Consider the following 12,762-nt stretch of genomic DNA (forward strand, 5'->3'; position numbering starts at 1 on the left):
AAATAGATTACTCCGGTGGGAGGGTCAAGGCTTTACAGACTGTTGAAAAAGTCCTACTCGTGCTTCGACAAGCTCAGCACGAACGGAAATTACTCAACGATTCCAATACTAGGTCCGTTCGCCCTGAGACTCTCGAAGGGTGAACGGGGGTTTTTCAACAGTCTGTTGAAGTCAGTTTTGGATTTTGAATTGCCGATTTTCGATTGAATTACCAGTACTTTTCTTGGATGCTGAGTATTCTCCGAACCAGCGGTGCGATCACCTCTCCGCCAACACTGTCGGATAGACCCGCGGTCGGTCCATCTTTGAGCGTTTCGAGCACCCGAGCGACGGAATTTTTCAGCGCCGCGAGGTCGTATCCGCCTTCGAGCAAGAAAGCGATCTTGCCGCCTGCGTGTTTTTCCGCCAGCCGCATGAGCCTGGCGGCCATCGCGGCGAAGCCGCTTTCGGTCACGTTCATGCCGCCCATAGGATCGCGCCGATGCGGATCAAAGCCGGCGGAGACGAGAATCCAATCGGGCGCGAATTTTTCCGCAATCGGAGCGACGATCTCGTTGAACACGCGCAAATACTCCGCATCGCCCAAGCCCGCCGGCAGCGGAATATTGACCGTGTAACCCTCACCGGCGCCGCCGCCGACTTCTTCAGCGGCGCCCGTGCCCGGATAATAGGGGTACTGATGCGTCGAGAGATACAGCACCGACGGGTCCTCGTAGAAGGCATCCTGTGTGCCGTTGCCGTGATGCACGTCCCAGTCCATGATCAAAACCCGCCTGGCGCCGTAATGGCGTTCGACGTAACGGGCGCCCACCGCCACTGTGTTGAAAAGACAAAAGCCCATCGCGCGATCTTTGAGCGCATGATGTCCCGGCGGGCGCACCAGAGCGAAGCCGTTCCGCGCCTCGCCGGCGGCGATCGCATCGAGGAGCTTTAAAAAACCGCCCACGGCCAACAAGCCGACGCCGAAAGAATCCCGCGAGGTCACCGTGTCGCCGTCCAGCGCATAGCGGTTAGTGGTGGAGGTGGCCTGAACGAGATCGATGTAATCCGCCGCATGGCACGACGCGATCTCTGGCTGCGTCGCCGCTCGCGGCGGCAAGAGCTGAAAGTTTTTCGCATCCAGCTCTCCGGCGAGATTGAGCAGGACCTTGAGACGCTCGGGCCGCTCCGGATGGGACTCTCCGGGATCGTGCTTGAGATACTCGGGATCGATCACGACGGCGGTGCGCGCCATGGCACTAGCTTACTTATCACCGGCAATCGGTCGCGCCAAGTCCGGCCTTGACGCTTTGTTCTTCCGAGTGAGATAATTATAGGCGTTCAAGGGAGGGCCAAGCCGTGCAGCGAACCTCCGAATTGGATCAGGGCAACAAAATCTCTTCGCCTGGAATTTCCGGCCGTCAACGGCTGGAAGATTGGCTTCATCTGGAGCGCGTCACAGCGCTCCGCGACATTACCGTCGCCATCACTTCCTCCCTCGACCTGCGCACCGTACTGGACATCCTGGCGGCGAAAATGTACTCCTTCCTGTCGCATTCCAGCGGCAGTATCCGGTTGCTGAATCAGGAAACCGGAGACCTGGAAGCCGTCGCTTCCTGGAATCTGAGCGCTGAAGAACTCCGCGCGTATTCCGGTAAAAAGGGCGGACTGTGCTGGGCAGCGTTTGAAGCTGACGGTCCACTAGTAGTTAGAAACGTGCCTGCCAATCCACGCACCAAGAACCCGGATCTCGCGAACAGGAACAGCCTCTTTGCTTATTTGGGGATCGCGCTCATGGCGAAAGGCGAGAAACTGGGAGTTCTTTCCTTTCACACCAAAGGCCGCCCGGAATTTAATCCCGACGAGATCGAATTTCTGACCATGCTGGCGGGCCACGCCGCCATCGCCATCCACAACGCCCAGCTTCACGAAAAATTGCTGCAGCAGACGGCGGCTCTGGAGCAAGCCAACAATGAGCTCAAGGCCCGCACCCTGCAGCAGGGAGTTCTTTCTCTTCTCTGGAACCTCGCGCTGGCGCGCACCGATGTCTCCGCTCTGTTGGACGAAGCCGTCGTTCTGGCGGCGCAAACGCTCCAGGTAGAGTACGCCAAGGTTTTAGAGCTTCTTCCGGACGGGAATTCGTTGCTCCTGCGTGCGGGCGTGGGTTGGAAAGAAGGTCTCGTCGGCCATGCGACCATCGGCGCCTGGGACGATTCCCAGGCGGGATACACACTGCGCGCCCGCGAGCCGGTCATCGTCGAAGATTTGCGCGCCGAGACGCGCTTCAGCGGGCCGGCCCTCCTATACGACCACGGCGTAGTCAGCGGGATGAGCGTCGTCATCCACGGCAAAAATCGTCCGTACGGCGCCTTGGGCGCGCATACGACCCAACGTCGTTCTTTTTCAACCGACGATATCAACTTTCTCCAGTCGGTGGCCAATTTGCTCGCCACCGCGATCGAACGACAGAAGGCGGAGGAGGCGCTGCGGCAGAGCGAAGAGCGCTTCAAGATCGTCGCGCGAGCCACGAACGACGCGATATGGGACTGGAATCTGCTGACCAATGAAGTCTGGTGGAACGAAGGGGTGACGACTCTGTTTCGCTACCCGGCCGAGCAGGTCAAAGCTCACGTCAATTGGTGGTATCAAAACGTCCATCCCGAGGACCGGGAACGAATCATTTGCGGCATTCACGCGGCGATCGATACCGGCCAGCAGACCTGGCGCGACGAATATCGCTACCGCTGCGGCGACGGCTCCTATGCTTTCGTCATCGACCGCGGATACGTGATCCATGAAGGCGGCAAGCCGACGCGCATGATCGGTTGTATGACGGACATCACGACCAGGAAGCAAGCCCAGGAGGAGCTTGAGAGTTCCCATGAACGACTACGCGCCCTCGCCGCTCACTTGCAAGCCGCGCGCGAGGAGGAGCGAACCCGCGTCGCGCGCGAAATTCACGACGAACTGGGACAAGCCCTGACCGGTATAAAAATGGACCTCGCCTGGCTGCGCAAGAAGCTTCCCAAGGAGCACGACGCGCTTAGAGAAAAAACCGAATCGATGCTGGGCCTCATGGACCAGACCATCCAATCCGTGCGCCGCATCTCGACCGAGCTCAGGCCGGGCGTACTGGACGATCTCGGGCTCACCGCGGCGATCGAATGGCAAATTCACGAGTTTCAGAAGCGCACGGGAATCAAATGCCAACTGGCCGCGCGCCTGGAAGATATCGGCCTCGATCGCCCGCGCTCGACCGCCCTCTTTCGCATCTTTCAGGAGACGCTCACCAATATCGCCCGCCACGCGCACGCGACCAAAGTCAGCATCAAGCTCGAACAAAACAACGGCGACGTCAGCCTGCACGTTCAAGACAACGGCAACGGGATTCCGAAAAGCAAGCTTTCCGATCCCCGTTCCCTCGGGATTTTAGGCATGCGGGAGCGCGCGCTGTTGCTCGGAGGGGAAGTCTTCATCCAAGGAACGCGGGGAAAAGGAACCAAAGTAACCGCTCGAATACCCATCGACGCGCATGGTTAAGATCCTGATCGCCGACGATCACCCGGTCGTGCGGCAAGGCCTCAAACAGGTCCTGGCCGATGAGGCCGATATGAAGGTCGAAGGCGAGGCCGCGAATGCCAACGAGCTTTTAGCGAAGGTGCGAAGAGAGTCGTGGGATATCGTGCTCCTGGATATAACGATGCCGGGGCGCGGCGGGCTCGAGGTGTTGAAGGATCTCCGACGCGAGCGCGCTAAACTTCCGGTTCTGGTGCTCAGCATGCATCCGGAAGATCAGTTCGGGCTGCGCGTCCTCAAAGCCGGCGCCGCCGGCTACCTCACCAAAGACAGCGCCCCGGAAGAGCTGGTCAAGGCGATCCGAAAAGTGTGCGGCGGCGGAAAATATATCAGTCCGCTCCTCGCGGAGCAGTTGGCCGTCCGCCTCGACCCCGACGAGCCGAGACCGCCGCACGAATTTTTATCCGACCGCGAGTACCAGGTGATGTGCCTGATCGCTTCGGGCAAAAGGGTGGGCGATATCGCCAAAAATCTTTCGCTCAGCGTCAAGACCATCAGCACCTACCGGCTACGCATTCTGGAAAAGATGGGCGTTAAAACCAACGCTGAATTGACCCGCTACGCCATAGAGCGCGCATTGATCTGAGCCTCTTCTCCCCTGCTTCCGCACCCTCGTACTCCTACGTAGGACAGACGCCGACATAAAAATCAGCGCTGCGCCGATTCCCGGCGGCCGGGGATAGCTATAGCATATTGAGCATTTAATTAATCTGTTTACATCCATAGAGATGAGCATTAGAGTATTCATCGTCGATGACTCCCCGATCGTGCGCGATCGGCTGGTCGACATGCTGTCCGAGCTGGAGGCCGTCGAAGTCGTTGGTCAGTCCGAGAACGCGGCGGAGGCGACGCAAAGGATACGGGAGCTGCGACCCGATGCCGTCGTTCTCGATATCCGGCTCGCGAGCGGAAACGGCATCGATGTTTTGAGAACGATCAAGAAAGAACGTCCGGGCGTGCTGGTCATCATGCTGACTCTTTATCCGGATCCGCAATACCGCGAGAGCTGCATGAAGGCGGGCGCCAGCTTCTTTCTCGATAAATTTACGGGCTTTGAAAAAATCCCCGAAGCCTTGAAGACGTGTAGATCGGGGCGGGAGACGGTCAAACGGATTTTCCGATAAAATTCAAACCGGCCTTGAGGACTTCGGCGGAGTGGATGGCCGACCTGCTGTTTTCGAGCGGCAGAAAGCAGCGCCGATGGGTCGGCTCGGCTATCTTTTTGCTCCTCCTTTTGCCGCTCCTCTTTATCGGCACATTCAGTTATCTGCAAGCATCCCGGGAGCTGACCGCCAACGCTTATGCGCGTAGGCAATCTTTGGCTTATCTCGCCGCAACCACGCTCAAGCAGAGGTTGGATCACTTGAAGGATATCGGCGTCGCCCTCGCCACCCGCGTGCGCTTCCGCCAGTTGATCGGCGAAGGCAAGTGGAACGAAGCGGCGGAGATCCTGCGCCACGTGCCGAAAGACTTCCCCTTCATCGAGCGGCTGTTTTTAACCGATCCTGCCGGCACCCTGATGGTGGACGTGCCGGAGCTTCCGGGAGTGCGCGGAAGAAACTTTGCCTTTCGTGACTGGTACAAGGGCGTGCGCCAAAATTGGCTGCCCTATGTCTCCGACATCTACAAGCGAGCCGTCGCGCCTGAATATAACGTGATCGCGATCTCCATTCCCGTCAAGGCCGAAGATCAGACCATCATCGCGGTATTGGTCCTGCAATTGCGCCTTAACGCCCTCCTTCAGTGGGCCCAAGACCTTGACGTCGGCCGCTCGGGCTTTGTCTACGTCGTGGACAGACAGGGACATGGCGTCGCGCCCCTGGGATCCGCGGCTGAGAATGAGATGGTCGATCTTTCAGGTGTGCCTGCGATTCAGAAGGCGCTCAACGGAGAACGCGGGATAGAGACGGCATGGAATCCGGTTGAAAAGGAACACCGACTCGCCGCGTACGAGCCGGTGCCGGGTTATGGCTGGGGAGTCATCATCCAGCAGCCCGTTACGACGGCGTTCGCCGCCCGGAATAAAACCCTGAGACAAATCCTCCTCGCTTACGGGCTGATCTGTCTTTTCGCGGCGGCGCTTGCCTTTCTTTTCGTCCGCACTCTCGCCGAGCGCAAGCAGCATGAAGAAGCGCTCAAGGGAAACGAGGAGCGGTTTCGCGGCATGGCCGAGGCGGCCGAAGACGCCATCATATCCGCCGATCAGGAAGGCCGTATCACCTTCTTCAACCATGGCGCCGAACGCGTATTCGGCCACGCGAGCGGCATGATGATCGGGAAGCCGCTCACCGCGATCATGCCGGAAAGATTTCGCGACGCTCACCGAGCGGGACTCAAGCGCTTTCTCGCGACCGGGGAAGCGCGCGTGATCGGCAAGACCGTGGAACTGGTCGGGATGAAAAGCGATGGCAGCGAATTTCCCCTGGAACTCTCGCTTTCGAGCTGGAAGGCGGACAAAGGAATTTTCTTTACCGGCATTCTTCGCGACATCACGGAACGCAAGCAGGCGGAGGAAGAGGTCAGAAAACTGAACGAGCACCTGAACCTTCGCGCCCTCGAGCTCGAGACCGCCAACAAAGAGCTGGAAGCCTTCAGTTATTCGGTCTCGCACGACCTCCGGGCGCCGCTCCGCGCGGTGGACGGATTCTCCCGCATCCTGCTGCAAAAGCACGGCGCCGCGCTGCCGCCGGACGCCAAGCGCTATCAACATCTCATATGCGAAAACGCCCAACAGATGGGGCGGCTGATCGACGACCTGCTCTCGTTCTCCCGCCTGAGCCGCCAGCCGCTCAAGCGCCAGCCGGTCGATCCTCGTCACATCGTCGATGAGGCGCTTCAGCACTTGAGCCGGGAGTCCGACAACGGGCAAGCCCAAATCTCGGTCGGCAAGCTGCCCGCGTGCCAGGCCGACCCGGCTCTGCTGAAGCAGGTCTACGTCAATCTGATCTCCAACGCGATCAAGTACTCGCGCAAGCGCGCAGGCGCGCGCATCGAGATCGGCTGTAGGGACGATAACGGCCCGCCGACCTATTTCGTTCGCGACAACGGCGTCGGCTTCGAGATGAAATATGCCGACAAGCTTTTCGGCGTCTTTCAGCGCCTGCACCGCGCCGAGGAATACGAAGGAACCGGCGTCGGCCTGGCGATCGTCCAGCGGATCGTCAACCGTCACGGTGGCCGCGTTTGGGCCGACGCCGCAATCGACAAAGGCGCCACCTTTTATTTCACTCTAGGAGGGGAGGTCCAGTCCCGTGACAGAGAAAACCGTCGAGATACTGCTGGTCGAGGATAATCCGAACGACGTGGAACTGGCCCTCCATGCTTTGAAGGCAAACAACTTCACGGACGTCGAGGTGATGCGCGACGGGGCCGAGGCGCTGGATTTCATTTTCTGCGAGGGCGAGTATTCCCGGCGTAACCCCGATCAGCGGCCCAAGGTCATCATGCTCGATCTGAAACTTCCCCGAGTCGACGGTCTGGAGGTCCTGAAACGAATCAAGAACGATCCGCGCAGCCGCATGATCCCGGTCGTCGTGCTGACCTCGTCGCGCGAGGAGTGCGATATCGTCGAGAGCTATCACCTGGGCGTCAACAGCTATATCGTCAAGCCCGTAGACTTCGATCAGTTCAGCGAGGCGGTGCGCGGATTGGGGCTGTATTGGCTGTCGCGCAACCAGCCGCCGTCCGATGGCTGATCGCCGCGTAAGGATTGCCTCATGACCATGCCGCTCAACGTCCTGATCGTCGAAGACCGGCCGGCCGACGCCGAGCTGATGGTGTACGAGCTCGAGCGGGCGGGTTTCGAACCCGCGTGGAAGCGAGTGGAGACGGAGGCAGATTACCTCCTCGGGTTGGAAACCCATCCGGACATCGTTCTCGCCGACCACACGCTTCCCGGTTTTGGCGCGGCGCAGGCTTTGGAGCTGCTCAAGTCCCGCGGCCTGGATATTCCATTCATCGTGGTCACCGGCAGCATCAGCGAGGACGTGGCGGTCGCCCGTCTCAAACAGGGCGCCGCCGACTATATCCTCAAAGACCGGATGACGCGGCTGGGGGACGCGGTGACGCGCGCGCTTAGGGAAAAAAAGCTGGCCGATGAGAAGGCCAAGGCGGAGGAGGCGCTCAAGAGACGCTATCAAGAATTGGAAGTCTTGCAAGAAATCAGCCAGATCATCCTGACTTCGCCCACCATCACGGCCACCATGGAGGCGATTCTCGAGCGAGTTTTGACCCAAGGGGCCTACGACATCGGCATCATCCGGCTCTTCGATCCCGTCACGGCGACTCTGACGCCGGTGGCCTGGCGCGGGTATCGAGATCCGAAGAACGTCCAACTTCATCACAAGAGAACCGTTGACGCTATGACCGGACGCATGACTGCGCGGGTGATGACCATGAAGGAGCCGCTTATCGTGCAGGACGTTCGGCGCGGCGAAGGGCTGCGAACCTGGACGAAAGAAGAGGTCGAGTCGGCGATCGTGATTCCGGTGTGCGCGCGCGATACGGTCCTAGGCATCCTTCAACTGGGAAACCGTACGCCGCGGCGATTCACGCCGGACGAGAGCCGCTTGTTAGTGGCTATCGGCAATCAGGCCGGAATCGCCATCCAGAAGGCTAGGGCCCAGGAGGCGACCGAGAGGAACCTGGCTCGCATCCGGGCGCTGCACGACATCGACGCGGCTATCACTTCCACTCTCGATCTGGACAAAATCCTCGACGTCCTACTTGAGAAGATCGAGCTATTTTTGCCGATCACGGCGGCCAGCACGGTGCGCCTTTTAAATCCCGAGACTTTGGACCTGCCGTTCCTAGCTTGCCGCGGCGTCGACATTGAAGAATGGCGGTCTCAATCGCGAACCTCGCTGTGCGGTCGGGCCGAGACGGTAGTCCAGACCAGAGCTCCTGTGGTCGCGCGCAACGTTGAGACCGACGCGCGCACCTACAACCCGGAGATTTTCCGAAAGCACAGGCTGATTTCATATCTGGGGGTTCCGTTGATAGCCCACGCCAAAGTCCTGGGAATTCTCGGCCTCTATACCCGGCAGGAGCACGTATTCACGAAAGAGGAGGTCGAGTTTCTCAACACCCTGGCCGGGCAGGCCGCCATCGCCATCCACAACGCGCAGGCCTACGAGGAAAGCAGACAACAGGCGGCCGCGCTCGAAACGGCCAACAAGGTGAAGGACGAATTCTTGAGCGTCATGTCCCACGAGCTGAGGACTCCGCTGAGCGTGGTCCTGGGCTACACGGGCATGATCAAGGAAAAGATGCTGGGCGAGGTCAATCCCAGGCAGGAGGAGGCGCTGCAGAAGGTGCTCGTCCGCGCCACCGACCAGCTCTACATGATCAACGCCATCATGCAGACGACCCAGCTCGAAGCGCGGGCGATCGCGTTGGAGCGCCATCTGGTGAATCTCTCGGATCTGCTGTCCCAGCTCAGGTCGGACTACGACCTAACGCATAAGAAAACCGAGGTCCAACTGATCTGGGACTATCCTTCAGAGCCGGTGCCGCTCGTCACCGACAGCGGCAAGTTGAGGCAGATCATTCAAAATCTGGTGGACAACGCCCTCAAATTCACCGATCGGGGGAGCGTGACGGTCTCGCTCCGCGTAGCGGAGGAAGAGAAAAAAAAGTGGCTGGAACTGCATGTGGCCGACACGGGAGTCGGCATCAGCCGGGAACTGATTCCCCGCGTCTTCGAGAAATTCTATCAATGCGACAGCTCGGAGACCAGGCTTTATAGCGGCGTCGGCCTCGGCTTGTACATCGCGCAGAAGTTCACCGAGCTTTTGCGCGGCACGATCCACGTTCAAAGCGAACCGCGAAAGGGATCCACGTTTACCGTGAGGCTGCCGTTTGAAGATTGATGCGATGAGAAGAGCACGGCTAAAAATCCCCGGGCGGGCCGCCTTCGCGATCGCGGCGTTCGCCGCCTTTTCTTCTCTGACGGCTTGCCGGCAGCAGGACAAAACCCCGGAGCAGTCCACACTTCGTGTCGGCGTCTATCTGGCCCAGGGCTATCTTCCCTTTTTCGCGATTCAAGAGCTAGAGCTGGACCGAAAGCAAGGGATCAAGCTGGCGCTGGAGAAAAAAACCTACCTGGGCGGCGCCGCCGTGATCGACGCCATCGCGGCCGGCTCCGTCGACCTGGGCAGCGCAGGGAGCGTGCCGCTTATTTCCGCCGCCGCCCTCGGAGTCGTGCCGGACAAAGTTCTGGCCGTCGCCGCCAATAGTTTCGCCGACCCCGATCATCCGGCCTCCGCCGTTCTCGCCGATTCTCGCGTTACCGATTGGAAAGACCTGGAGGGAAAGCTCATCGCCGTCAACGCGGTGACCAGCATCCAGGGAGTCGCCATCAAGGCCCGCCTCAAGATTGAGAACGTCAAAAACTACAAGCTCGTGGAGATGTCCTTCGCCAACATGGGACTGGCCGTATCCGGAGGCAACGTTGCCGCAGCCGCGCTTTACGAGCCGTTCCTGAGCCAGTCTCTTCTTCGCGGCGACGGCAAACTGCTCGGTTGGATCATCGGCGGGCCGCCTTTCGTGCGCATACAATCGACGTTGATCGTTTTCAGCGCCGATCTCTACCGCAACAAACCCGAGACTGTGAAGGCCTTTCTGCGCGCCTATTTGCAAGCGGTGGAATGGATCAATAAAAACCCGGAGCGGGCCCGCTCGGTGCTCGCCAGGTGGATGGAGCTGGATGGAGAGATCGGCCGCAAGATCCAACTCCTCCGCTGGCCGGAGAACGGACTCAGCGATCCGGCCTCGCTGGAACAGATTCAGTCGATCATGATGGATGTCGGCATGCTCAAGGAAAAAATCGCGGTCGATCGAATTTACGACGAGACCTTGTTGAAGGAAGTCCTCGCCGAGAAAGCCGGATGAGACTCAAAAAAAGCCCGTTGTCGTTCAAGTTGTCCGCTCTGGTCATGCTGGCGGTGTGCCTGACCGCCGCGGCGAGCGCGCTCCTGGCGATCTTCATCGGACGGTCGATTTTGCGGGAGCGCGCGCTGGAGGCCAATATCAACAGCGTGCAGTCCTATGCCGGCGCCATCGGCTTTTACCTCGACAACGCCAGCTCGGTCTTGGAGATCGCGGCCGGCCTGAGAGATCTCCGGCCGTCGGCTTCGTCCGAGCTCGGCGCTTCGACGCGGCAAGGACTCGCTCCGAAGAGCGATCTCCCCGAGCGGCGCATCGCGGCGGATATCTTGCGCCATTCCAAGGTGTTCGAATACGTCATGCTGCTGCGCGCGGATGGATCGATATATCTGGTCGAGCCCTACGAACTCCAAATCGGTCTCTCGCGCTCCGATGTCGCCTTCACTTCCTGGTACAAAAACTTGTTACGCTCGGGAAAAACCACGACCAGCGACCTCGGCATCTCGATCGTCACGCAGCGACCGACCGTCGTCGTGGCGGCGCCGATCTATGGACATCATGGAAGGATCGCAGGCATCTGGGCCGGCGGGTTGCGTCTCGAGGAGCTTTCCAAAATCGGCCATGGCGGCCAGGAGACCGGCGCGCTTCAGCGCTGGGGATATATCACCGACAGACGCGGGCTGATCGTGGCGCATCAGAAAAATCCGAAATATGTCCTCGAACAGACCGACTTCAGCTCGGTGCCGGCGGTCCGCGCCGCCCTGACCGGACAGTCGGGGACGGGCCAATGGTTCAATCCGGTAGAAAGCAGCGAGCGGTTGGGCGCCTATACGCCTCTACCGGACTTGGGCTGGGCGGTCGTGTACACGACGCCGACCAAAGTCGCCTATGCGCCGATTGATAAACTCACGCAAAGCATCCTTCTTGCCGCGCTCGCGCTTTTCCTTCTGATGGGGACCGCCGGGTGGGCCATCGCCCGGAGAATCGCTCTACCGCTCAAAAATCTCGCCCGGGCAACGGAGGAAATTGCCGCCGGAGAATACATCCCCAGCACCGCGGCGAGCGGCGGCGATGAGATCGATCAACTCGCGGACAAACTCAACCGGATGGCGGGCGCCTTGTGGCAAAAAGAAGCCCAGCTCCGCGAGCGGAACGACCAGTTGCGGGAAAGAAATAGAGAACTCACCGCCTTTTCCTACTCGGTCTCCCACGATCTCCGCGCGCCGGTGCGGCACATCACCGGCTTTGCCGAAATGCTGCAAAAAAACGCCGCCGCAAAGCTCGATGAGAACAGCCGCCGCTACCTGGACGTAATCCTCAAGTCGGCCCATCATATGCGCATTTTGATCGACGACCTGCTGGCCTTCTCGCGCATGGGAAGAATGGAGATGCAGAACACGCGCTTGAGCCTCGAGCGGCTTACCCAAGAAGCCCTCGAGAATCTCCAGGCCGACTCTCAAGGACGAAACATCGCGTGGAAGATCGGCGCGCTGCCGGAGACATCCGGCGATCCGTCCATGCTGCGCCTCGTGCTGACGAATCTCATCTCCAATGCCATCAAATTCACCCGCACGCGCGACCCGGCCGTGATCGAGATCGGAAGCCGGAACGGGGACGGGGACGAGGTGGTGGTGTTTGTGCGGGACAACGGGGTCGGCTTCGACATGCAATACGCGGATAAATTATTCGGCGTCTTCCAGCGGCTCCACAGCGCGGAAGCGTTCGACGGCACCGGCATCGGCCTGGCCCACGTCAGGCGCATCGTGCTCCGTCACGGCGGCCGCACCTGGGCCGAGGGGTCGGTGGACGGCGGCGCGACCTTTTACTTCTCGCTGCCCAGAGTTTCAATGAAAAATCAGGAACCTTCAAAGGAGAAACAGGATGGAGAAACCCAAACGCATCTTGCTGGTTGAAGACAGCGCCAACGACCTGGAACTCACGATGCTGGCGCTGGGCGAGCACAACCTCGCCAATGAGGTCGATATCGCCCGCGATGGGGCCGAGGCGCTCGACTATCTCTTCCGCCGAGGAAGCTTTCAAACGCGCGATCAGGGCAACCCGGCCATTGTTCTCCTGGACCTCAAGCTTCCCAAGATCGACGGCTTCGAAGTCCTGCGCCAGATCAGAGCCGATCTACAACTCAAGATGATTCCGGTGGTGGCGCTCACCTCTTCGCGCGAGGAACAGGACTTGATCGAGACTTACAAACTCGGCATCAACGCCTACGTGGTGAAGCCGGTCGATTTCCATCAGTTCGTGGACGCCGTCAAAAAGCTGGGCGTCTTCTGGATGCTGATCAACGAACCGCCGCCGGGAACGGCG

10 protein-coding genes are annotated in these 12,762 nt (G+C 59.8%); 9 read left to right on the forward strand and 1 reads right to left on the reverse strand.

Annotation, left to right across the window (positions count from 1 at the left end):
* Positions 1 to 208 precede the first annotated feature (208 nt).
* Positions 209 to 1,234 (reverse strand): histone deacetylase, encoded by a 1,026-nt coding sequence (locus VGL70_11940; GenBank protein HEY3304235.1) that lies wholly within the window; start codon positions 1,232 to 1,234, stop codon positions 209 to 211.
* Between the two features lie 104 nt (positions 1,235 to 1,338).
* Between VGL70_11940 and VGL70_11945 the strand changes: the two genes are divergently transcribed.
* The 9 genes from VGL70_11945 to VGL70_11985 form a co-directional block, all read left to right on the forward strand.
* Entirely contained in the window at positions 1,339 to 3,519 is a 2,181-nt protein-coding gene (locus VGL70_11945) for a GAF domain-containing protein (GenBank protein ID HEY3304236.1), read from the forward strand.
* Complete coding sequence (locus VGL70_11950; protein HEY3304237.1) at positions 3,512 to 4,141, forward strand: response regulator transcription factor; 630 nt, start codon at positions 3,512 to 3,514, stop codon at positions 4,139 to 4,141. Before VGL70_11945 ends, VGL70_11950 begins: the two co-directional genes overlap by 8 nt.
* Before the next feature lie 142 nt (positions 4,142 to 4,283).
* A complete protein-coding gene (locus tag VGL70_11955) occupies positions 4,284 to 4,679 on the forward strand; it encodes a response regulator transcription factor (GenBank protein HEY3304238.1) in 396 nt (131 codons plus the stop codon).
* A gap of 35 nt (positions 4,680 to 4,714) precedes the next feature.
* The gene (locus VGL70_11960) at positions 4,715 to 6,847 is read left to right on the forward strand and encodes a PAS domain S-box protein (GenBank protein ID HEY3304239.1); all 2,133 of its coding nucleotides are present in this window, start codon (positions 4,715 to 4,717) and stop codon (positions 6,845 to 6,847) included.
* Entirely contained in the window at positions 6,807 to 7,250 is a 444-nt protein-coding gene (locus VGL70_11965; GenBank protein HEY3304240.1) for a response regulator, read from the forward strand. The genes VGL70_11960 and VGL70_11965 overlap by 41 nt, the downstream gene beginning before the upstream one ends.
* A 21-nt stretch (positions 7,251 to 7,271) precedes the next feature.
* Complete coding sequence (locus VGL70_11970) at positions 7,272 to 9,425, forward strand: GAF domain-containing protein (GenBank protein ID HEY3304241.1); 2,154 nt, start codon at positions 7,272 to 7,274, stop codon at positions 9,423 to 9,425.
* A 4-nt stretch (positions 9,426 to 9,429) separates the two neighbouring features.
* Positions 9,430 to 10,446: an ABC transporter substrate-binding protein gene (locus VGL70_11975; GenBank protein HEY3304242.1), complete on the forward strand. Its 1,017-nt coding sequence runs from the start codon at positions 9,430 to 9,432 to the stop codon at positions 10,444 to 10,446.
* Positions 10,443 to 12,353 (forward strand): cache domain-containing protein, encoded by a 1,911-nt coding sequence (locus VGL70_11980; GenBank protein HEY3304243.1) that lies wholly within the window; start codon positions 10,443 to 10,445, stop codon positions 12,351 to 12,353. Before VGL70_11975 ends, VGL70_11980 begins: the two co-directional genes overlap by 4 nt.
* On the forward strand, positions 12,322 to 12,762 hold a 441-nt coding region (locus VGL70_11985), incomplete at its 3' end, for a response regulator (protein HEY3304244.1). The genes VGL70_11980 and VGL70_11985, both read left to right, overlap by 32 nt.

Source organism: Candidatus Binatia bacterium (assembly GCA_036504975.1).
Classification (GTDB): Bacteria; Desulfobacterota; Binatia; order UBA9968; family UBA9968; genus JAJPJQ01.